The 22,935-nt window shown below is 58.1% G+C and carries 16 protein-coding genes; 11 read left to right on the top strand and 5 right to left on the bottom strand.

The window, feature by feature from the left end; translation table 11 throughout:
- The first annotated feature begins 78 nt into the window (after positions 1-78).
- Genes V6657_RS05020 through V6657_RS05035 form a run of 4 tightly spaced genes read left to right on the top strand, consistent with a single transcriptional unit; the run spans position 79 to position 6,754 of the window.
- The gene (locus tag V6657_RS05020; protein ID WP_048935984.1) at positions 79-1,545 is read left to right on the top strand and encodes a DUF3375 domain-containing protein; all 1,467 of its coding nucleotides are present in this window, start codon (positions 79-81) and stop codon (positions 1,543-1,545) included.
- Entirely contained in the window at positions 1,532-2,206 is a 675-nt protein-coding gene (locus tag V6657_RS05025) for a DUF4194 domain-containing protein (RefSeq protein WP_048935985.1), read from the top strand. Before V6657_RS05020 ends, V6657_RS05025 begins: the two co-directional genes overlap by 14 nt.
- A complete protein-coding gene (locus V6657_RS05030; RefSeq protein ID WP_048935986.1) occupies positions 2,203-5,583 on the top strand; it encodes an SbcC/MukB-like Walker B domain-containing protein in 3,381 nt (1,126 codons plus the stop codon). Before V6657_RS05025 ends, V6657_RS05030 begins: the two co-directional genes overlap by 4 nt.
- Entirely contained in the window at positions 5,564-6,754 is a 1,191-nt protein-coding gene (locus V6657_RS05035; protein ID WP_048935987.1) for a DUF3322 and DUF2220 domain-containing protein, read from the top strand. The genes V6657_RS05030 and V6657_RS05035 overlap by 20 nt, the downstream gene beginning before the upstream one ends.
- 102 nt (positions 6,755-6,856) lie before the next feature.
- Here V6657_RS05035 and V6657_RS05040 read toward each other — a convergent pair whose 3' ends face one another.
- Positions 6,857-7,147 carry an H-NS histone family protein gene (locus V6657_RS05040; protein WP_048935988.1) on the bottom strand — a complete coding sequence of 97 codons (291 nt, stop codon included), beginning with the start codon at positions 7,145-7,147 and terminating at the stop codon, positions 6,857-6,859.
- Positions 7,148-7,340: 193 nt separating this feature from the next.
- Between V6657_RS05040 and V6657_RS05045 the strand changes: the two genes are divergently transcribed.
- Entirely contained in the window at positions 7,341-9,200 is a 1,860-nt protein-coding gene (locus V6657_RS05045) for a DUF262 domain-containing protein (RefSeq protein ID WP_048935989.1), read from the top strand.
- A 110-nt stretch (positions 9,201-9,310) separates the two neighbouring features.
- Here V6657_RS05045 and V6657_RS05050 read toward each other — a convergent pair whose 3' ends face one another.
- The 3 genes from V6657_RS05050 to V6657_RS05060 all read right to left on the bottom strand — a co-directional run bounded on the left by V6657_RS05050 (position 9,311) and on the right by V6657_RS05060 (position 12,637).
- A complete protein-coding gene (locus tag V6657_RS05050; protein WP_048935990.1) occupies positions 9,311-10,054 on the bottom strand; it encodes a hypothetical protein in 744 nt (247 codons plus the stop codon).
- 1,240 nt (positions 10,055-11,294) lie between these two features.
- Positions 11,295-11,741 (bottom strand): single-stranded DNA-binding protein, encoded by a 447-nt coding sequence (locus V6657_RS05055; protein WP_248694664.1) that lies wholly within the window; start codon positions 11,739-11,741, stop codon positions 11,295-11,297.
- A complete protein-coding gene (locus V6657_RS05060; protein WP_082170326.1) occupies positions 11,708-12,637 on the bottom strand; it encodes a replication-relaxation family protein in 930 nt (309 codons plus the stop codon). Before V6657_RS05060 ends, V6657_RS05055 begins: the two co-directional genes overlap by 34 nt.
- 1,231 nt (positions 12,638-13,868) lie before the next feature.
- Here V6657_RS05060 and V6657_RS05065 point away from each other — a divergent pair.
- The 4 genes from V6657_RS05065 (at position 13,869) to repC (ending at position 16,860) form a co-directional block, all read left to right on the top strand.
- A complete protein-coding gene (locus V6657_RS05065) occupies positions 13,869-14,501 on the top strand; it encodes a hypothetical protein (protein ID WP_048935992.1) in 633 nt (210 codons plus the stop codon).
- Between the two features lie 249 nt (positions 14,502-14,750).
- Positions 14,751-14,945 (top strand): helix-turn-helix domain-containing protein, encoded by a 195-nt coding sequence (locus V6657_RS05070; protein WP_048935993.1) that lies wholly within the window; start codon positions 14,751-14,753, stop codon positions 14,943-14,945.
- On the top strand, positions 14,942-15,856 hold the full coding sequence (locus V6657_RS05075; protein WP_048935994.1) for an AAA family ATPase: 915 nt from the start codon (positions 14,942-14,944) through the stop codon (positions 15,854-15,856). The genes V6657_RS05070 and V6657_RS05075 overlap by 4 nt, the downstream gene beginning before the upstream one ends.
- On the top strand, positions 15,853-16,860 hold the full coding sequence (repC, locus tag V6657_RS05080; protein WP_048935995.1) for a replication protein C, IncQ-type: 1,008 nt from the start codon (positions 15,853-15,855) through the stop codon (positions 16,858-16,860). Before V6657_RS05075 ends, repC begins: the two co-directional genes overlap by 4 nt.
- Before the next feature lie 578 nt (positions 16,861-17,438).
- On the opposite strand, the gene V6657_RS05085 is transcribed toward repC, so the two are convergent.
- Positions 17,439-18,230 carry a hypothetical protein gene (locus tag V6657_RS05085; protein ID WP_048935996.1) on the bottom strand — a complete coding sequence of 264 codons (792 nt, stop codon included), beginning with the start codon at positions 18,228-18,230 and terminating at the stop codon, positions 17,439-17,441.
- Between the two features lie 309 nt (positions 18,231-18,539).
- Here V6657_RS05085 and V6657_RS05090 point away from each other — a divergent pair, with 309 nt between their 5' ends.
- Positions 18,540-21,191: a hypothetical protein gene (locus V6657_RS05090; RefSeq protein WP_137884859.1), complete on the top strand. Its 2,652-nt coding sequence runs from the start codon at positions 18,540-18,542 to the stop codon at positions 21,189-21,191.
- Entirely contained in the window at positions 21,188-22,879 is a 1,692-nt protein-coding gene (locus V6657_RS05095; RefSeq protein WP_048935998.1) for a hypothetical protein, read from the top strand. The genes V6657_RS05090 and V6657_RS05095 overlap by 4 nt, the downstream gene beginning before the upstream one ends.
- Positions 22,880-22,935 lie beyond the last annotated feature (56 nt).

Raw genomic sequence — 22,935 nt, forward strand, 5'->3', positions numbered from 1 at the left:
GTTTGGCAAGGGCGGTCGCTACGGCCTCTAGTTGCGGCCCGACGTCGAACCGGTGGAGAACCGCAAGGGGAACTTCGCATGTCTTCCGCTCGTCGGGCCGGCCAGTATGACGCGCTGCGGCGCCAGCCCTTGTGGCAGTTGTTGGCCGCCGACAACGCGCCACAAGTTCTGGCAATTCTCGAGAATCTCTGGCTTGAGCAAGAGCGCACCTTGTTGAGCTCAATTGCCCAAGAGCGGCTCACGCGTGAACTGACTCGTTTGCGTGAGGAGGGGTACAACTTGCCCCAGACTGCGCAGTCCTACTTGTACGAGTGGCTCAAGCATGGCTGGTTGGAGCGGCGTTTGCGAGTGGGTTCCTCCGAGGAAGAGTACGAACTCTCCGCGCCGGCAGTGCAGGCTCTGCGGTTTGCTCAGAACCAATTGAAGCCTCGCAATACCGCCACAGAAAGCCGGTTGACCAGCGTGATTGAGCAAGTCAGCCACTTGGCCGAAGAGACCAACAACAATCCGGAGGCCCGCCTGGCACGGTTGCTTGCCGAGCGTGAGCGCTTGGACAAAGAAATCGAGCAAACTCGAGCGGGACACATCAAGACGTTAACTTCGGACCAAGCACTTGAGCGTGCTCGGGAAATCATTTCACTGGTTGAGGACCTAGCGGTGGACTTTCACCGCGTTCGGGATGGCTTCGACAAGCTCAACCGTCAGCTTCGTACCGACATCCTGCAATACGATGAGTCGCGTAGCCGCGTACTCGAAGCCTTGTTCAACGGCGTTGACCTCATTGCGGAGAGCGAAGAAGGCAAGACCTTCAACGCCTTCTGGCGTCTGCTGACAGACAATGCCCAATCCGCCACGCTGCTGGACGCCTTGGATGAAGTGTTGAGTCGGCCATTTGCTCGCCGACTAGACCCGGAAGAGCGCAAGTTCCTGCACCGTCTAACCGACCGGCTGATGACCGAAGGTAGCCTGATTCATGAGGTGCAGACGCAGTTTGCCCGGAGCTTGCGCACATTTGTCCAGAGTCGCGAGTTCCAGGAGCAACGCCGCTTGCAGACAGTGCTCAAGCAGGCGCAACAAGCTGCGCTCGGAGCCAGAGACACTGTTTCTCTGGTGAGGCCGTTACCGTTCCATTTGACGTTGACTGTGGCTGAGTTTTCGTCAGCGGGACAGCTTACGTTGCACGACCCTGAATTACATGCGCCGCCAACGGTGGTGACGCAGGTCGAGCTACCTCCGCTGGATTTGAGCCAAATCGACGAGATGGTACGGCAGTCGGACATAGATTTCCCCCAGCTCAAGCGCAACTTGTTGGAGCTGCTGCGGCATCGGTCTCAGGTTTCGGTCGGAGAAGTCTTAACCATCTATCCGGCTACGCAAGGCTTGGGCTCCGTGATTGGTTATGTGGCTTTGGCCTTGAACAACGGTGATGCTGGACCGGCAGAACAAAAGGAAACCGTGTTCTGGACCGACCGTCAGGGGTCGATTTGCAAAGCGGCTCTTCCTCTTTTCTATTTCGTAAAGGAGCGGGCAAGTGAGCTTCGCTGACTCCGATTCCCAAGCTATGCTGCCAGGTTCGGTCCCGGTCTTGTTTGAGGACGACCAGGGCCAGCTGCTGTTCGAGGCGCGCAAGGTGCTCGTCAACCTGCTGAAGGGTCCGCTGCTGGATGGCTCTCGAACACCCGACCAATGGGCCGTGCTCGTCCGCGATGAGGCGTTGTTGCGTGCGCGGCTGCATGAACTGTTCCTAGAGCTGGTGCTGGACCCACTTAACAAGGTGGCGTTCACTCGACCAGTGGATGCGGAAGAGCTTGAAGCACCTTCCTTGCTGCGGGTGCGCGCTCTCACCTTCCTCGATTCGGTCTTGCTGCTGTACCTTCGCCAGCAATTGCTTGAAGCTGAAGGGCAGGGCGTCCGTGCTGCGGTTTCGTTGGCCGACATGGCGGCGGCTTTGAGCGTCTATGAAAGTCATCAGAACACGGACCATGTCACCTTCGTCAAACGAGTCGGTGCCGCCATTGAGCGGGTCAAAGACATGCATCTGTTGAAGAAGCTGACGGATGACCGATTCGAGATTTCTCCGGTATTGCGTCTGATTTTTACCGCAGAGACGATTCAGGCGCTTGGAGCCGTGTATCGCTCCCTAGTTGAGGGGAAGGGCGCCTCGGCGGAAGGCAACAATACTGGCGCCGAAGAAGCGCAAGCATGATGGCAACACAGGCCACGATTGATTTCGACGCGGGCTTACCGAAGGATGAGCCGCAATTTCTGCTGACGCGTATCCAACTGCAGAACTGGGGTACGTTTTCGGGGCGCTATAGCATTGACGTTCCAGCAGAAGGCATGCTTCTGACGGGGAACTCAGGTTCAGGGAAGTCGACCATCCTAGATGCACATGCTGCCTTGATGACGCGCCCCAAGTGGGTGGACTTCAACGTGGCGGCACGGGAAGGTGACCGTAGCACACGCGACCGCAATTTGATGTCATACCTGCGAGGTGCTTGGAGCGAGCAAACTGGCGACGAAGGCGACGCCGTGGTTCAGTACCTGCGCAAAGAAACTACGTGGTCTGTCCTGGCTGAAACCTATCGGTCGGATACCGGTGCGGTTGTGACCGTCGCACAGGTGCTTTGGGTTCGAGGTAAGTCGACGACTCCGACTGACGTGCGGCGACGCTACCTGTTGTTGGAGCGCGCTTTGGATTTAGGCGAGCTGGATGCGTTCGCACAGTCAGATTTTGATGTGCGGCTGCTCAAACGCACCATTCCAGAGCTGAACGTCCAAGAGGACTTTGCCCCGTATGAGGAGCGCTTCCGGCGCTTGTTAGGTATTGACCATTCTACGGCGATGCGTTTGCTGCATAAGACCCAGTCGCTCAAAAACGTGGGGGACCTCAATGCGTTCCTGCGCGAGTACATGCTGCAAGAGCCAGAAACCTTTGCTCTGGCGGAGAAATTGGTTGATGGCTTCAACGAACTGAACGAAGCGCATCGAGCCGTGGTTACCGCGCGTGACCAGCAAGCCGTGCTGGAGCCGGCTAGCGAAGCCCATGAGCAGTTGCTGGCAGCGGAAAAATCGTTACGAGAGTTGGGGGTGTTGAGCCTTCATATCGAGCCCTACGTCGTTCAATGCAAAGAAACACTGCTTGAGAGTGCGATTGAGTCTGCCAAAACTAGGCGGGCCGGCTTGGAGACCGAGCTTAAGCAGAAAACTCAGAAGGAAGAGGACGCCCAACGGTATTTGGGCTTGTTGCGCGAGAAGCGTAACGACCAAGGCGGCCGCATTTTGGAGCAGTTGCAAGCAGACCTGAAGCAGGCGGAGCGGCAGCGTACGCATCGAACCGAGAAGCGCGAGCAGGTACAACAGCATTGGCAAGTGCTGGGCTGGGCAGCGCCAACTACAGGCATCGCGTTTGTTGAGTTGCAGCAGCGAGCACAGGTCCACCTGGAGACCCTGACTGCCAAACAGGAGACGTTGTCGGAGGAGCGCGACGGTCTCAAGCGTCAGCAGCATCGGCTCGGCGAAGAATTGCAGACGTTGCGACGTGAGGTCGAAGTGATGGAGACGAAACGCTCCAACATCCCCTCAATGCTGTTGACAACTCGAGAAACGCTGGCCAAGGCCATTGACGTCGAAGAGCACGACCTTCCGTTTGCAGGGGAACTGCTGGAAGTAAAGGCCTCCGACCGAGAATGGCGAGGCGCCATCGAACGTGTGTTGAACGGTTTCGCGCAGTCTTTGCTGGTCGACGAGAAGCACTATCACAAGGTCTCGCAGTACGTGAACCAGACTCGGATTGACCATCGGCTGGTCTACCTGCGTATGACGCCTCATGCTAATACGCCGGTTCGGCCGGAAGCTGAGTCGCTGTATCACAAGCTGGAGTTTGCCAAGAACGCGTCGCAGACGGGGTGGGTTAAGGAAGAGCTGATTGCCCGATTCAACTACCTCTGTGCGGACAATCTGGACGTATTTCGCCAGGCGACCCGTGCAGTTACGCGAGAAGGGCAAATCAAGCATAACGCAAGTCGCCACGAGAAGAACGACCGGTTTTCTGTGAACGATTCACGGCAATGGGTTCTTGGCTTCGATAACAGCGCGAAAATCGCCTTGCTGAAGGAGGACGCCCAGCAGATTGCGCTCCAACTGGTTGAGGTGGACGCCAACGTCAAGCAGTTGGAAAGCTCCCGCCGAGATTTCGATGACCAGGTACGTCATGCGCAGGCTTTGCAGTACTTCCAGTGGGATGACATCGACGTGGCTTCGATGCTGGCCTTGATATCGACTCTGCAGAAGCAATTCGAAGCAGAGAAGGCGGCGCGCCCCAACCTTGAGCAGATTAACGCGGACATCGTTCAACAGGACCGAGTTTGTCGACAATTGCTTGATGACATTGGCGCTATCAAGGGCAAGTTGCATACCGCGAACGCTGAAGTGGACGGGTTGCAGCTGGCGTTGGAGAACCTCTCATCGGCGATGTTGGCCACGGAGTTGCCGAACGCCATGAAAGTCGAGCTGGAGGCGCGTTTTGACGCTGTTGGGAAGGCTTTGACGCTGGAGACCCTCCCCGAAATTCACCGTTTGGCGGATAAGCAACTGGAGAAGGAGCGCAGCCAGCTTGAAAGTCACCGTACTACGCAGAAGACCTTCATTGAGGCACAGTTTGGACACTTTGTGCGGGAGTGGCCTGCCGAAGCCGGCGGGCTCGATGCAACGCTGGCTAGCGCAGAAGACTTCTTCCATAAGCTGCGCAAAATCGTTGAGGATGGGCTGCCTCGCTATGTGGAGCGCTTCCGTACCCTATTGCGCGAACACAGCGACCAGAACTTGACGCTGCTGGCGACAAAACTGGACCAGGAGCGGAAGGCCATTCGCGAGGGAATGGAGCTTGTCAATGTGAGTCTTGCGACAGCCCCGTTTAACCCCGGAACGCACTTGGTAATTGATACGGAAGACCGTCAGCTTGAAGACGTGCGCCAGCTCAAGCAAGATTTGCGCGATGCGTTGAGCCATGCGTTCGATGGTGCGCAGGATGAGGACGAGCAACGGTTCCAAAAGCTGAATGTGCTGGTGAAGCGGTTGTCGAGTTCTGAGACGGTGGACCGTAATTGGCGAAATCTGGTGCTCGATGTGCGCCAGCATGTGGATTTCATTGCCCGGGAAATGGATGCGGACGGTGTGGAGGTTGAGCGGTATCGAGGCGGCTCGGGCAAGTCTGGCGGCCAGCGTCAAAAATTGACGTCCACCTGCTTGGCAGCAGCGTTGCGTTACCAGTTGGGTGGTCGCGACCGAGCGAAGCCGCAATTTGCCACGGTCGTGATGGATGAGGCGTTCGATAAGGCGGACGCGGCATTCACGGAAGCTGCCATGAATATCTTCAAGACGTTTGGCTTTCAGATGGTCATTGCGACCCCGCTGAAGTCGGTCATGACCCTGGAGCCCTTTATCGGCGGGGCCTGCTTTGTGGACATCAGCGACCGTAAGTTCTCCCGGGTCACGCTCATTCCATATGACCGTCAGGAGAAAAAGCTCCTGCTGAAATCCGATGTTACCTCTGAGGCCGCGAATGAAGTTATTGCTGCCTGAGGCCCTGCGCACTCAGTTGCGCAAAACGTATGAACGGCATCGTGCGAGCTGGCTAGCGGGACAAGGGTCCTGGCCACAATGCCTGCCGTTAGGTACGGCTACTGAGAAGGAGGCAGCCCAGGACATCGCTAGTGTGCGGTGCTGGTGTGAATCGTGGCGAGGCTGGCAGGGCTTTGGGCAAGTTGGCTGGGTCGAACGGCAGTGGCTTCGGTTGGGCACTCAAAATCTACCCGAACAGGTGACGTGGACCGAGCCGGAGATGGTCGCACATGACGCTGACGAGGGAGCGGGGTGGCGGCGTGCGCGTGCCTGTTTCGAGACATTGGTTGCTACCTGGCCAGCCCTTTCCGGAAGCGTGCCCGTAGCCCGGCTCTGTATTGAATTGGCGGAGTATGAGTCGACAGATTTCGCTCGGCTCATTCAGGTACTGAGCTGGCTATTGGAGAACCCCGCCTCCAATCTATTGTTGAGGCAGTTGCCTATCAACGATGTAGATACCAAGTGGGTAGAGAATCGCAAGGGGATGGTTGCGGCACTGCTCAGGCTTTTGCGGCCGGAGACTGCTCTCGAGACCGATTTCCACACGTTGTGTGGCTTGCGTAAGGCACCGGCTCAGATACGCGTACGTGTACTGTGTCCCATTCTTCGCGGAAAAATTGGTGGACTGTCTGACTTGGAAGTGCCTGTGGAGGACCTGGTGGCACTCAAATGGCAACCCGAAACGCTGCTTATCGTGGAAAACCTGGCGACAGGTCTTGCGTTACCGGAGCTGCAGGGTACGGTTGCGGTGATGAAGCTTGGAAATGCAGTGTCGCTGCTGGAGCCCTTTTCTTGGGTGCCCCAAGACCGAGTTTTCTACTGGGGTGACTTGGACACGCACGGCTTGGCTATCCTTGCGCGGGCGCGACAGGTGTTCCCGCAATTGCGCTCGGTGCTAATGGACGAGGTGACGTTGCGGGCCTGGCCGCAGTTTTGGACGCAAGAGAAAAGTCAGGCGTCTTTGCAAGCGCTTCCGGAACTGACAGTAGAAGAACGCGCGGTCTATGACGGGCTCCACCAGAACCGTTGGGGCGAGTGCCTGCGCTTGGAGCAGGAGCGGATTCCTTGGGTCATTGCAGAACAATGCTTGCGCGAGGCATTGAACGGTGTCTGTTTCAACTCGTCAAGATAGCTGGAACGTAGCTATGCGTCACGCCGCTGGCGAGTCCATCAGGAATGACCTTCCCCAGCCGCGACAGGTTGCTGCTACATGTAGCGACTGGGGAGCAGCGGGCTACTTAATCAGAAATCGGTCGCGGTTTTTCCCCTCAATCCATGCCGGCGCGCGACCACGGCCGGACCAAGTCACGCCGGTTTTAGGGTCCATGTATTTGGCTGCAACTGTCTTCTTGCCAGCCTTTTTCTTGCTTTTGGATGTCAGTCCGATGTCCTCTGCAGTCAAGCCATACTCAAGCACGATTTGACGCGTCTGAGCGATGACTGCCTCGAGTTCCGCCACTCGCGCGGTCTCGAGCTGCTCCTCCAGCTTTGCCTTCTGAGCCAGAAGGTCTTTGTATGTCGCCACAGGGTTCTCCTAGGTTTGTCGTGCGACGAGAGTAATGCAAGAACTAGCGGCTGTGTGGCCTTGTGTCCAGTAGAACCCACATCCATCATGCGTATCCGCGAGAAAGTCGATGCAACCTCGCAGAAGTGTTACTGCCAGCTTCCTGAGCGCCTAGTTCAGGTGCAAAATGCAACCAACAAGAAATGGGGGGGATATGAACGGTGCATTGCCGAGCACGAGCAGCCAGCTTGATGGGCTCGCGGTATTCGGTGCCACACGCGCACTGGATAAGACGAGCGAATTTGCCAATCGCATCCTGCCGCAAGACCTTACGATTAGTAAATTTCTGAGCAACCTGCGCGAACGTAAGTACCAAATCCCAACCTTCCAGCGGGATGTCGTATGGCAACCGGAGAACGTCAAGAAGCTCTGGGACAGCCTCTACAAGTTCTACCCCTTGGGCAGCCTGCTGGTCTGGCGCACGAACATCTACCTGCACAGCCACCGGGAAATCGGTGGCCACGTAATAGAGTCGCCGGCGAAACTCTCCGAATACCACTACCTGCTCGATGGCCAACAGCGAACGACCGCGCTGTTCACCTCCATTTTTGGCGGCAAGATTGCCAACCGAGAAGGCTTCGACCCAACCCTCTTTGTTGACCTATCGGTAGAAAGCACGGGCGACACGGATGACGAGACCTATCGACAACGCTTCCTCTTCCCGGAAGAAATTGTCCGAAGCGAAGAGCTCATGCAAGGAGTCAAAGAGTTTCGCGTGGTGAAGCTGCAACGCATCCTGGAGCACTACGGCCAGGTGGAGGCTGAGCTTGAGAGCCGCAATGTCAAGTACGAGCACCCGATGCGCCAGCACCTGCGGCGCTTTCTCGCTATTTTTGGCAGTTACCGGCTCTCACTTATCGAGCTCAATGGCATCCAGGTCTCCGAGGTGTGCCAGATTTTTGAGCGTGTGAACAAGGAAGGCCAGCCGCTGAGCATCTTCGATATTGTTGTTGCGAAGACGTACCGCCCGGCAGACGCACAAACGCCGGCGTTTTATCTGCGCGAACTGTTCGACAATTTCCGCGACGGTCCCTCAATGCTTGCGAGCGAGTACCGGCACCTTGATGACAACGACTATCTGCAGATGCTGGCCGTGCTGGTGCGTCGCCAGTTTCCGGATTGCGGCGTGGACAACATTACGGAACGCTACCTGAGTCAGCTGCAGGCCAAGCATATTGAGGCCATCTGGAAAGACGCGACTGAAGCGTTCCGCAACACCTTCAAGTTCCTGCACCAGACACTGAATCTGATTGGCCCGGGACTTGTGCCCTTCCGCTATTTGTACATGGTACTGGCGGCCTACTTCTTCCGTCGCAAGCAACCTGACTATGCGCTGCTCAAGCGGTATTTTTGGACGGTCGCCTTCCATCAGAAGGACCTGCTAACGAGCACCTCGCAAATGTGGGCACACATTCGAGAGCTCACCGGCGAGAAACCGATTGATAGCTTTAAGGTCCTTGACCTTGATAGGGCAAACCTGCGCACGGCGAGCTACAACTCGAAGTCGCGCCTGTACCGCGCCGTAGTGGGCTTCTATGCAAGCCACGAACCCCTGAACTGGGAGGCGCCATATGCCAAGGTGCTGACAACGGCCTACTACCAAGCTACCGACAAACCGAATCTGCACCACATTTTCCCGCGCAATTTCGTCGAAAATGCAGCGGGCGGTGCCGAATTGCTCGGCAAGGACCGGGTCGACAGCCTGATGAACATCGCCTACCTGACACAGCTCACGAATCTGGTCATCAGTGACCAGAACCCGGTTGACTATCTGAAGCCATTTGTCGAGGCCGCAGGATTCGACCAGGTGTTGGAAAGCCACTTGCTTGGCCCAGAGGTGAAGGAGCTGGCAGAACTCACGAAATTGCCGCCAAACGCACTCGTGCACTTCATCGAGTCACGCGCCACACGAGTCATTAACCGGCTCATCGCATTGGGCATCGACGTTCGTGTCGTGGATAGCGAGCACCCAAATGTTGGGGCTGCCGACAAGGTTGCTCCCTTGTATGCGTAGCGAGCCCCAGCGCCACAATGCATGCTGGCACGCACGACCACAGACGCCAGCGCTCGGGGCCGAGGAACGCCAACTGTCAAGCAGAGCCAAGGCGTATAGTCGGCACAGCGTCATTCGTCAGATAGGTGCCGCCAGCACTCCCCACGCCATTGCCTGGCCTCTTCGGCATCAATCAGACCTCGTTCAAGCAGCGTGTTGACATGGGCCGTGCTGAGTTCCCCGCCGTTCCGGAATGTGTCACGTGCGGCGTCGAGCAGCGCAGTCTCAATGCTGCCGTCGACGTGGATATGTTCCCTACGGGCCTCAGCCCGGAGGGCCGCGACGGCGGCTTGCAGCGACTCATCGCGCCAAAGAGCCTCCAGGCTATTGTTGGCAAATAAATAGTCATCTACTTCCCAGACTTCGAGCAGAGACTCGTCCTCCAGACTGAACAAAATCTCCTCCAGGGCTTCTTCGGCGTCCTGGGCGTCATAATCAGGCCTACCGACATAGTTATTGCCGTCCCAGACGATTTTGACACCCTGGTACACCCTTCCCGCCAGAACCTGGAACTCTGCTGATTCGAGCAGGTCGGCCAGCGTCTCGCCAGTCGCCTCGGCTGGCACTCTGTAGCGTCGGGTTCGGCCGTGCGCAACGGCTTCGGGTACCGCGTTACCGATTTCGCGGTAATACCCGAAATCGACGCCGCCGCATTCGCAGTCGATTTCAATGTACGCCGCCTGAGGATGCGTCTGACCGCAGTAACGGTGATATAGAGGGGCGCTCTCGCTACGCAACTCCTTGAGGTCACAGTTGAAATGCAGTACACGCTCTGGTGCCGCTCCAGAGCGTGCAGTTGATGTCATGTCGCTCAAAGAGTCCTCCTCACGATTGCTGGGGTGGGTTACGGTTGGGTCAGGTCGCATGGTTGAATCAGAGTTATTCATAGGTGGTTTGGTGATTTATTTGGCAAGCCAATTTAAAAGAGCGGGAATTTCGATTGCTCTTCTTTCAATATCCGTTCCGCTTGTCGCAAGCGCGTGACCCATTCGTGGTCCAGCCTGTCTAGCGCCTCCGCAATCGTGTAGCCCATGGAATCCAACTAATCCGGTCGATTCAGTATTAACGCCGCCGCGAGCTTCTCTCCTGTGGAAAGACCTCCAAGGCCGCCAATCCTGGCCGCGCGCGATTTCTCAACAATATGCGTTAATTGCGAATCCATAAAACCCCTGTTTTTTATGCGTTCAGATAGGAAATGGCGAGTGCCCCGGGATGGGCGGTTTCCGTGCTCCGTTGCAGGCTTCCCGCGTCAGAGGTGCTCTGCGTTCTGCAATTTAACCCCGGCTGGCGCTTATGGAAATAGCCCGAGCCAAATATCTTTTTTTTCCCAAAGATGGACAAACGCAACCAAATGCATAAAAACATGACGTTGCGTGAAGGCAACAATTGGTTGTTAAAAAAAAAGGATTTTTAAACAGCGGGCTTCTTAGGACATTAGACATGATTTTGCGGCGACCATACCCGTCAGGGGCTGGTCGCCGCATTTTTTCTGCGGATGCTGGGGTACTGATGACTGCCGCCTGAGATTAGTGCGCTGGTCGCGTTGCTCTGGGCTTTTCTTCGTTGGATACAAGGAAGTGCACGTACCGAGAGCCGAATTGGGATTCGCGACGTTTTCTGCAGCGTCCCTCGACGGCGGCATGTACCTCGAATGGACGAACTGCGCCGCAGCCATGAAGCTGCAGGCAAACACGCCGTGTACGTCGGCTACCCCCGAACGAAAAATGGCCACCCGTTCCCGGGTGGCCGAATCAATCACTGTCCTTGAGATACAGCCGGCGGAGATGGTCTGGTTCGTCTTTGGCGGAGCACATCGGCGCCCCCGCAGTCCAAATCAACCGTGGCCCTCAATCCTCTGAGAACAACTCGATGAGCCCTTTCCAGTCTCTCGACTGGACCAGGAGTTCAACAATCTCTAGGATGACGAGCAGGTCTTGTTGGCTTCGCCCCGCAAGCGTCCGGCTGACCTTGCTCGTTGACGGACGCTCGCTTGCTGGAGACTCGGGTTCGTTCGTACACACATCACACCTCGATAACAATCCGGTGGTGGTACGTTCAAGCCGAGGCCGGTTCTTGAGCAGCAGGAGCGGCGACCGGCTTGGCAATCTTCGTCGCTTCAAACGCGAGAATGAGCAAAGTGCCGGTCGGTTTGCCCTCACGCGACAGGTAGAAGTCGGTCTTCAACTTGCCGGTCACTTTCACAAAATCCCCTCGCTGCAGATTCAGGTCGGTGTCTTTGAAGACGCGTACTGAATACCATGTGGGCTCTGAGTCAACTCCCCGTTGACTCTCCGCCAGTCGAAATTGCCAATATGGCCGGTTCGTGGATTTCGAAATTTTCTTTTCCGGTTGGCTTGCGATATTTCCGAATGCCTGCATGGCGATGTCCTTCAATGTAGTAGGTGGGTTCTTCGATGGTGGAGTGCCATCACTACGTATAGGCACCAGCCGAAAGACATCAAACAGCTCTATAACCGCAGCGGCGAAACCGGCTGCCGCCATGGCTTCGCGGTGGTCGGGCGTCGGTAGGGCAGGTAGTTTTCGTCAAGCCAACCCGACAACGGTTGTTTGTTGGATGCGTCCAATCGCACTTTGGGCAACCATGTTGGCAAGAGCTGAGTCACCACATGTCCGACGCATACATCGATTGCGTCCCCACCTCCGGATGGCCAGACTGCCGCCCACACTTCCCATATGCCGGGTTCGATTTCTCGGAAGTGCCGTCCTCGACCGGGTACGAGCACTTCACTGTTGGCAGTGAGAGCTTTCGCTCGCAATACCGCTTGGGCACGCAGCAGGATGCGGTCGGTTCTGGCAAGGACTACGACGCGACGCAGTGTTTCGCTTTTCTCCAACACGAGTCCAATGCGACCGACTAGTAGCGACAATGATTCCTCACGGTCGGCGCCACGCTTGCTTCGGTCGATTTCGAACCAAGTGGCACCATCATTCTCGAAGGCGATTGCGTCGGGGCGTAGAACATGTTTGCCGCTTGAATGCTCGACGGTCGTGAGGCCCTGTTTGGGTTTGCGCTTCTTACCTATCGGTCTATTGAGTTCCTGTAGCACTTCCGATTCTGTGAGCGCACGCAGCCCTCGCGCTTCACAGGCTAAAACGATGAAGCTCATCCACAGCCGGTGTTCGGGATTGCTCATATCTGCGACGCGTCGAACCGACGGTGACCCTTCAGCCCCCCGGTCTTGCAGCCACCGCGCGCCTGCTGTGGTCAGACCGTATACATGCTGGAACCGGTCGGTGCGATAGCGACGGACCAGGCCGGTTTTGGCCATCCCCCGCATCGCGCGTTGCGCAGCAGTCAGTGCCGCTTTGAATGGCCGTTCTGGGCAGCAGGCGAGCGCAACATCGACGGCGCGGATAACGCGGAATCGATTCAGCATTGACAGGGCTCGCAACCACATGACCTCCTGTAGCAGGGTGGGGTGTATCTCTGAGGTCAGCCCTCGGCTCTTGATTTGCGATGTGCGTTGTCGTCCGGAGGCCAGCGTAGACACGTTTGGCGGCGCCGCACTGTCGCTTCGCTTCGCACCATCCGGGGCGTTGGACTGCGGCGCAGAGATGTCGGCGGCGTTCTCTCGTGGGTGAGTGTTGGGTGCCTCTGCGGCGCGGGAAAGGGCATCGTTGGTGGCGCGTGATTGCGCCGCTGGGTGGTGTGTCATCGTGGCTGTCTCCAGTGATAGCGTTTTCAACGCCACGCGAGCCGTCAGATTTCATCGGGCGAGCGTGGGGTGTGCTTTCGTATAGCTATCAGTGCCAAAGGGGCCAAAGAGGCTGTCCACCACGCTCGCCAAATTGACGTTGTGTGCTATCGAGGATTCGTCGCCCGGCTGGGCGCGGGCATGGGGCAACTGTCGCTTCCCCGCGTCCAGCCTCGCGCGCTTGGGGCGCGCGACGCCGACGTATTCGTCGCGACGTCCGGCAAAGCCGCTGTGTTTTCCGCCGGCTTGCGCCGGGGCGAAACCCCGCCGCCGTCCCCAGACCTTTTCCCAAGGCCACCCGTTACCCTGGGACGTCGGCAGCCAACCGTTCTGCCGGCATGCCGTGCCAGCCTGACTGCCCCACGCTGCGCAATCAACTGTTCCACCGCGCAGCGCGGGGACCCCGCGTCACCCTACGCGGCTGCTGACGCATCCGCGCCTACTACCGGGGAGCATGCGCTGGGCCGGCGGCGGGGTTTCGCCCCGCCTCAATCCGGCCCGGTCGCGTCAACTGTGCTCCCACAACTGTGCGTCGATGCCCAACACGACTCATACACGCGGCCTGGCGTGTGACCAAGGCCTACGGCTGGACGCCGTGCCGTCCGCCCGCTGATGCCATCGGGAGCGAGCGTTCGGTGCCGTCGGGCCGGGCCTGCATTGAAGCTGTGCTGCCCGATGCTGAGGGTGCTGCCGTGACGGCCCTCGGGGATACCGGCGCAGTGGCCGTGGTGACATCAGCACATGCCCCTTGTCGGCAATGGACGTGTCCCGCAGAGTGTCGCGATGACGTATCGCGCTAGGAGCGCGCGTGTATGACATCAAGGGGGTTCACTGTCGCCACTATGCGTTGCTCGCCCGTGCAACGCCGTTACCTATACCTGTGCATCAACCACTCTCTTGAAGGAGAAAAGCGATGCACAAAAAGAAACCCCGCAATGGCCGATTCCCTCTCTATCGCAGCGCGTACGTGCGCAAAGGTAAGAACAACAACACGCACGGCTATCCCATCCAGAAGTTCGTCGGCAGCATCCCAGTGGATGCCCAGGCCATTCCGCCGAAACTGGACGTCAAACTGACAGACGAAGAACGCCGCTATGTCGAGCGCGAAATCATCGAGCCGGCGCGCCGTCAGGCGGAAGCAGAACAGCTCAAGCGCGAGGCCCATGAGCGCGACCCGAACTGGCGCCTCGTAGAAGCCGCTCGCTTGTTGCGGGAGGCGCGAGACTTGGCGGATGCAGGTTCGGGATTGGATGCGGCCGGCGGCACTGGAGCGGTGGATGTTCTTGAGCAAGTGCAAGCGTTCGTCCGGCCATCAAGACAAGATGGCCAAACCAATCATCCTCTGCAGGACGCCCTGAAAGCCATCCACCGCGCGACGCGCTCCGTCAAAGAGGGCCGTTACGGCAGGGCCCCAGCGGAAAATGTCAGGTCGACCGACGAGTATCAGTTGTGGGCTTCAATCAAGGGCGCTGTCGATGGTGACGGGCACGACAGCTTGTTGCGTGCGATGCAGGATGCGGGGTTCGCGAAAGCTAAGGGTAGGTGAGCGGCGGCACGCAGGCGCTCAAAAAATCAATGAGGGAGCTGCAGCTCCCTCATTGTGTTTGGCCGATGGCCCGAGCTATCTGCTATTTGCAGCAGCGCCTTTCGGCATGCCTACCGTCGGTATCTCAAGGAGGCACCGCAAGGCTAAAACCCGTGAATACACATGAAGTCACGCCGTGACATCTGGCGGTGCATAGGGCCATGAAACGCCCTCTGTACTCCGGAAAGAACAATCTATCGGAGTGTATTCATGTCGTATCTGTTGGATCTTTTCGAACTCGCGGAGCTACTCGGCCGCAGCCCGGAGACAATCAAAAAAGACCTGCGTCGCAATCCGTTGGCGGTACCGCCACGTCTTCACATTCCCGGCACCCGCCTGCTGCGTTGGCGTCGGGTGGACGTGGATGCCTGGCTCGCACAGCACGTTGTGGGAGGTGAACAATGACCACCCTTGCGGACCTGCGCATCAATATCCGCCAGACGCTGCGTACGCCGCCCCCTGTCTTGAACCACGTTCTCCCGGGGTTGCTGGCGGGTACGGTTGGCTCGTTGATTGCTCCTGGCGGGCTTGGCAAGACCACGCTCCTGACTCAAATCGGCTGCGCCATAGCATCTGGCAATACCGTTCTTGGAGGGGCGCTAGACGGCACTGACCGGTCACCTGGCAAGGTTGTGTTGTTCCTGGCCGAGGAGACGCTGGCAATCATGCACCGCAAACTGCACGAGGCCACTGAGCAATTGGTCTCGTCCATGGCATCTCAGAACAAAAAGGACCAGCATGCCTTGCTGGGCCTGTTGGAGACCAATCTGGGCATCTATCCGCTGGGCGGGCATGGGTCACTGGTCCGCATGGGAGAAGGCACGAAGGAATGCCGTGAACTGTTTGAGTTGTGCGCGAATGCCCGTCTGATTGTGTTTGACCCATTGCGGCAATTTCACGATGGTGATGAGAACGACACGGCCTTCATGACGGCCGTGGTCGCGCGATTTCAGCGTCTCGCGCGCGACACGGGCAGTGCCGTCCTTTTGGCGCATCACGCCAATCGCAGTTCCATTTCGAGCGGCACAGGAGAGCAGGTCGGTGCCTCACGGGGGTGCACAGCACTCACGGATGGTGTGCGCTGGCAAGCCAATCTTTCGCCGGTTTCCGATGCGCTGGCGAGCGAACTCGGTATTGAGCGGGCGGATTTGCGTGACTATGTTCGGCTCGATTGTTCGAAGGCCAACTATGCACGGCCGAGTGCTACCGTGGTTCTACGAAAGGCACCCGAATCGGGGCTGATGACGCTCTGGGCACCAGGCCAATCTTCGAACCGCGCGGCGACAGCGAAGAAGAGACCGGTGGCAACGCAATGAAGTGGAAGCCACGGGAAAAACGTCTCGTCCGATACGACCCAATGTTACCGACGGCCGCGATATTCGGTTCGCTTGGCAAAGGCTCGCGCCCGAAGCTGGACACCAAATGCGAATTTGGTGGCGTCGAGTGGCGTTTGCGCGGACCAGACATGCTCGGCATGCCTGAGCAGACCTTGCTGTTGGTGTTACTTGAGTTGGCTACGGAGCAGTATGGGGCACGGCACGCCGGCCGGAGCGATTGGAATGCACTGGTCGGCGCGCTCGACAACGGGGCTGGTAGCTCCGGCACGGCATTGCCGGTTCCGTATCGTGAGGGCGAGCCGGTGGCGCTGGCTGCGTTAATCGTCAGCTACAGCGAGTTGATACGGCGTTGTGGCCGACAGGCAGAGGGTGGCAACGCCACCCGGCAAATCCGCATGGAATTGGAGCGGCTTTGCGAGGTGACGGTATGGGCGACCTCGTCATCCGGTGTACAGGTTTGCTCTCGCCTCCTGCAATGGCGGCGCGGGGACACCAATGGCGTACAGGTCGTGCTCAATTGGCGACTGACGGAGATACTCGTGGGCCGGCAGTTCTCTCCCGTCTCGTTGACCGAACGCTTGTCGCTGCGCTCGGACGTCGCGCGCGCGTTGCATTGTGCGCTTTCGGTGCGTATCAGGCTGGGGGACACGATGTCGTTCAGACTGGACACGTTGGGCCCCTATGTTTGGCCGGAAGGGCGCGCTGTCGCGGCATCGACAGTCCGACGTCGACGCCAACTGTTGCGGGGTGCGTTGAGCGACATCAATCGGCTTCCTGGATGGACGGTGAAGGCGTCGGCAGGGTCATGCCTAGAACAGGCTGATGCAGTGACCGTTACTCGGTGGCGTTTTCCGAACGAGGAGCGCGTGCTCATGCCGAAGCGCTCGCAGCGTCGCCGCAATCAGTCACCCAACCGCACCCATGAGTTTGCTGAGCAAAGCGTTTCAACGGCGCCTATTGATGTGTCCTCGTTGTTCGCTTGAGGTGTGGGCCAAGTGCGTTCACAAAATGACAGGGTAGTGCGATAGTCCGCCGGTCTGAGGCGTGCGGAAGAGGCGAACTTAACCCCAGGCGAGCGTTCACATAAGTCCCCCGTCTTTACGTGAACGAAACCCTGTCATTACGTGAACGCTGGGTGCGTCGTAAAGCCTTTTGAAATAAGGGTTTACAGGCGATTCTGGCGTTCGCTCTAATCTTTCTCTAGAAAGATTAGTCTCAACAGGGTGGAGTGTGGCCGGCGGGACGTTCAGGCCCCGCCCGGCCCCTAGCAAGCGGTGAAAGGCACCGCACTATACGCAGCACGCCGAGCGCGTGCCGAACTTTGCCCGGGGAGCAGTCTTATGGGCGAAGCCCTGGCAAATATGCCAGTAGGTTCCGATGGTGCTCTTCCCAATCAATCGACTGGCAGTGTTATGGCGATGGATGGCCTTCGGATAGGAAGATACTGGCGTCTCCCAATCACGGACACCCATTAACGGGAAAACAGCGCGATATGCAACGCCAGGGCGCTGCGCGCTGGACTGCCTTCCGGCGGAGTGCTGCTGCGTGTGCCCGACGTGTGTCAGGCAGAGCCGACTCCCAGAATCCAGCCCTCCACCCCTGCGATGGTTTGTTCAGCAGGCGATAGGTAGGGGTGCAATGCGGCTTGCAGTCGACCAGCCTTGTCGGCTTCCTTGAGCCACGCTGCGATGGCGAACGCATCGTGCTGGTCGCTGCTCATACCGTCCTGAGCGGCGAACGCGTGCCTCCATATCGACGGATAGGCTTCGACGATTGCGGAGCGACCTAGAGGAATGTCCCACCCGTCGAATAGCCAGAAATGAATCTTATCGCCAAGTTGCCGGTGCAGGTAGAGCAGCCACGGCAGCCCCGAATGCGTTGATTTGGCAACCGAGCCCTGCACGTCGAAGTGGAAGCACGACTTGGCCTTGCAGCGCTCTTCGGTGATGCGCCGCCACTTGGGGTTTCCCTGCCGTGCTGCGCCGTTGCCGGCGAGGCCGTCGCGGACGAAATCGACGTAGGTGTGGTCGCTGTCCGTCGGCCAGTGCTTCTGGAAGTCCTTCAAGAACACGTACCAATCGTGTTCCAACTGATGAACCTCGAAGTAGCGGAGGGGAAACGAGAAGCTGTGGTCGATGCCAACGATGGTCGGCATATCTTCACGTAGACGGTCTGCCAGCCACATGGCCAAGCCACGTCGCGTCCAGTATTTCCGAGGACTGGGTGGCGGGAGCACCTCGACGGGTTCCGCGTTTTCGGTGCCCATATAGACGCGCAGCCCCTTCAGGCTGTCGCTGGGCGTCTGAGCCCCGGAATAGTCGATGCCGATGTAGCGTCGAAAAGCGGCTGGCATGTCGAGTCGTTCTTCTAGATTTGGTTGTGTCGCGAGAAGCGCGACGTGCAAGCCAAGACCTTGGCAGAAACAGTGCAGTGGCATCCCGTTTGCGCAGCACCTTCGCCGCTGCGCTGCAGGGCTCCGCCGCGCCGCAGGCAGCGGGTTGTGCACCAAAGAACGGCAGCCGCTAATGCGCTTGATTTGACGGTAGGCAAAAGAGTACCCAAGATATCTCGCGGCGAACGCTCTTGGTTCATCATGCAGAAAGTCTGCATACCATGAGTGTTTCGAATAAGAACAATCTGCGAGCCGTTGAGGGGGGGCGTAGTGACAACGCTGTACGACATTCTCAAAGAAGTGGCGCCCAAAAGGGCTTTGTTCACCTCCTACACCTATTCGTCCGTTTGGTTTGAGGCTGCGCCGTATCCGCTGTTGCATAAGGGAGACTGTGAGCAAATCACGGTCATGCTGGATGCTCGAGAGGCTCGCCAAAGCGTGGACAACACGACGAGTCGCTTTGGAGGCAGCCGCTATCGGGTAATTAGCACCACACCCACGAAAGAAGGTAAAGGCGGGGGCATCTTCCATCCCAAGATTGCCTACCTCGAATCGGATGACGGCGATGTGTTCGTGGTCAGTAGCGCCAATCTGACAACGCAGGGCCAAAGCCGGTCGCTGGAGGTGGTCGATGCAGTCAGGGCGACTAGGGACCCACTGGTCTTTGGCCAAATTGCCGACTTCCTGGAACTGTTGCCGGCGCGGCTAAATTTATTGTCCCGCGAAGACGAGGAAATCCTGGCCCGGTTCGCCCGGAGGGCACGGGCACAGCGCGACCAATATGCTGCCAACGCGGCGGACCCGCAGAGGGTCTGGTTGGTGACGACTTTGGCTGAAGCGGCCGGCACGCAGTTCCTTGACCTGGCTCGGCGAAACCTCGCGACGCCTAAGTCGCTGACCGTGTTGTCACCGTACTTCGACAAGGACGTCGGAGCTGTTGTTCGACTTCGTGACAAGTTGGGCGTCAAGCACGTCCGGTATGGCTTGGCTCGCAAGAACGATGACTTGATTGCGCCCTTCCTGGAGGACATCCCTCAGGGGAGCAAGCCCAATCAATTTGTCGAGCCCCCGGATAACGACCGCATTTTGCACGCCAAGTGGTTCGAGGTGGTGGACGCTAATGGCGAAGCGCTCGTGATGACCGGTTCGGTCAATGCAACGCAGCAAAGCCTTTGGAATACCAACAACATCGAGGTTTCCCTGATTCGTCACGTGGCTCAGTCGATGACAGCTGCTTGGCGGAAGACCGACGAGGTTCCGCGTTACATCCCGTGCGAATATCCCGCGCCCTTGGCTGCCGATGACACAGTGAATGCTGTGGCCCATATCACGCGCCATCACGTGCTCGAGGTGTGTTGCTCACCAGTGCCGGCCTCCCAGGAGGTGCAGCTCGATTTGCATCATAGCGAAGGTCATTTGTCGCCCTTGACCGCGACGCTTGATGCGCAAGGGCGCGCCTGCGTAAAAGTGGGTGAGAAGCTGGTTCGGGATTTGCCGGATAGGGCTTTGTGGTTGACCGTGAAGGGTGCCGATTTCGATGCGACCACCTGGGTAAATGTCGAGCCTCAGCTGATTGCAAAACCCAAGCAGGTGGACCTGTCCAAATCGATTGGACGGATTGAGGATAACGTCTATGACGAAGAAGATGCCTATCTGCTTTTGAACGCTGCGCACTTGTTGCTCACTCAGCGCAAGCTGAACAACAAAGGGCGGCCACAGAGCAAGGAAACCGAGCCGGCGGACAGTGAGTCAGACGACCCGTTGGTCACGGAAGCCCAATGGCTCGCGGGGCAGGGTGCAGGCACGAAGAAGAGTGACCAACCCAGTGCAGAAGCCCTTCGCATCTTTAAGGCCCTGGGTAAGTTGCTCGAGATGAGCGATGAAGAGGTCGAGAAGGCCCTGTCGCCCGATGCGGACGACGACGAGGATGCTGAATCGGACGAGGATGAAGCGGATAACGATGCCGAGTCCGACGAGAACGAGGGTGTTTCCAAGGAAGAACGGCGGGCCATAAAGAAGCGGCAACAGCGCAGGGAATCTGTGGTCCAGGCTCGAATCGCTGTGCAGATTGCCATCGATAAGCGCTTGGCGGGACCCATGCCAGACGGGCTTGCTATCTTGGCCATCCCGCAGAAGATTCGCACCAACCTGAGAGCGACCATGCCGCCGAAGCTCCGGGAGGTGGATACAGGTCGGGCGCAGCTCGCCGACGTGGTTCCCGCGCATCTGTCTTCTCAGATGATGGGGCTCTTGTCGACATTGATGACCTTGCGATTGGGCCCAACGGCTGTCAACAATCTCTTACCAATGGTCGCCAGTGTGGGTGCCATTACGGCGCTGTGCCATGAGCGTCGACGGCAACCGGTGAGCTATGACCAAATCCGGTCAGCCATCGAGATGTTCGCTGGAGGGCAGCTCTCTGCAGCCGACTATCCGAGTCTGTTGGAGGCGGAGTGGCAAGAAGGGCGTATTCCTTTGATGGCCAAGTGTTTTGCACTTCCGGATTTGCTCGAACAGACTCATCGCATTGCCTGCGCACCGCGCGTCGAAGACCGCATCGACAGTGTGCTGGTACTGGCGTTGGATAACTCCAAGCCGCCGGTTCCTGATGACCAGAATGACATCGCGGATGTGGTTCAAGCGCTGCGAAAATCGTCTGGCAATTACAAACTTTACTCGGTCCTCATTGCCGATGAGCTGCCTGCAGTTGTGGGGTGTCCTCAGTGCTACGAGCGGTTGGGTGTTAAAGAAATCAACAGACTTAAGTCTATGCGTATGGCGGTCTGTAAGGCTCGGTGCCAGCGGCCAATCTTTCTCAAGCTTGGCGCAGCGGCTAATCGAATACTCGCCAGGGAGGGGGAGGCTGTCACCGTGGATTTTCGTCCTAAAACCCCGCAGCTTGAAAAAGAGGAGGCGCAATGATTCCGGCTGGACCGACTTTTACGACTGTGCCGCCGCGCTCAAGCGCAGGTGACTTCCTTGGAATGGGCGCCGTCGGTGAACGACTGTACGGTGGCGTGTTTACGGGCTTGAACAACGCGGCACGGCACATTCGCCCCTATGCCGCCATTTGCTGGATGGTGGATACGCTGCAACAGCGCGCATTTGTTGACGGCAAAGGGAATGTCGGGAAGCTGCGCAAAGAAACGGAATTGGGCATCTGGAAGATTCAGCTTCTGCTCAACTGGGTCGCGAAGCTTGATGGTCTGCAAGGGTACCCAGGCACGGACCGTTTCGAGAACGACCCGGATGAAGTTGAGTTGCGCAAGGAGACTTGGCCGAGCATCAAAGTGTCGTTCTGGGACACGGCCTGGTACAAGCCCAGTTTGCTGAATGGCTTGCGGTTTCTCAACGAAGGGACGAAACAGTACCACGGCACATATTCCTGCACGGACGCGGGCCTTGCGCTGGCCAAAGCCTACGAGGAGGAAGTGCAAAAACTGGAACCTGCCGTCGCGCGATGGTTGGCCGACCCGCACGAACTGACCTGCACGAAGAAGCTTCTGCAGAAGCTTAGGCCCGTCCTTGCGCTGGAGGCGCCGTCACGGGGAGAGCAGAACGCCTTTATGCGGCAGTACTTCGCAGCGGAGTTTGGCAAGCTTTCCGAGGATGGCAAACACAGGCGAAAGGGCTTGATGCTGGCACTGCGAACCATGGCTGCGTTGGAGGAGGAAGAGGCCGATACAACGGTGGAAGCCATTCGGCATGCAATGGCGGCCGGCTGTACTCCGGGAGGTGCCCCTATTGATGACTCTGGACTGGAAAGGACTCGGTTGCAATGGGCTGTTCTCCAGGTGCGGGCGCTACAGCGATTGGCGATGGAGACACTGCTGGCATTGGCCGAGCGCCATATTCTGCTTGCAGAGCAAACGGGTGCACCTAGGCAGAAGGAACATATCGCCGATGTGATTGCGGCCTACCTGAATAAGCCCACCGAAGACAACCTCGTGTTTGAGACTATCCAGGAAAACTACGAGTGGGCGAAAACAGAGCAGGCTGACCACAAAACATTGCAGGCCGCAGGACTGACTGATGATAGCGAGTACCTCTCCATTGCTGCGTTGAAGGCGAAACTTCGCGGAACGGTTGGCCATGATGAGCAAAAGTGGCCGAATTTCGCAAGGCAGGCCATCTGGACCCTGATTGTTTGTGCCATAGAGGCAGAGAATCTGGCGAAAGAGAAGGGCGCCAAGCAGTTCTTGGAGTGGGATGCAGGGAAGCTATCGCTCGAGGGCCTGCGCCAAGCTTTGAACGCTTACAAGGACGATTCCACGGAGAACTTTGCCCGATATGTCGTGCGGCACTTCGTGGTCGTTCAGCATTTGAACGTGGCCACGGAGCGGTCTGTCGCGGGTCTGGATGACAAGCAGCGGTTTGTGTTTTCGCCGGAACAGGATGGGCTGACCCGGTATGCTGAGGTCGGCGCGGCGCGGTTTGTGGATGCGCAGGAATCGGGAGACATCCTGTTCCACGCCCTGCTCTTGCTGAAGAATTGCGGCAAGCTGCAATACATCCCGGTCGGTGAGGACCGGCCTGCCTATCTGAACCGATTTTACGGCACGTTCACGCTGAAGAAGGCGGGGCGGGAGCTTTTGGGCGAAGTGATTTGATGATTCGTTGGCCTGCCCGGAAGGATGCGATAGGCATGGGACTCGGCTAGGATGGG

The sequence above is a fragment of the Ralstonia sp. RRA genome (assembly GCF_037023145.1).
GTDB lineage: Bacteria > Pseudomonadota > Gammaproteobacteria > Burkholderiales > Burkholderiaceae > Ralstonia.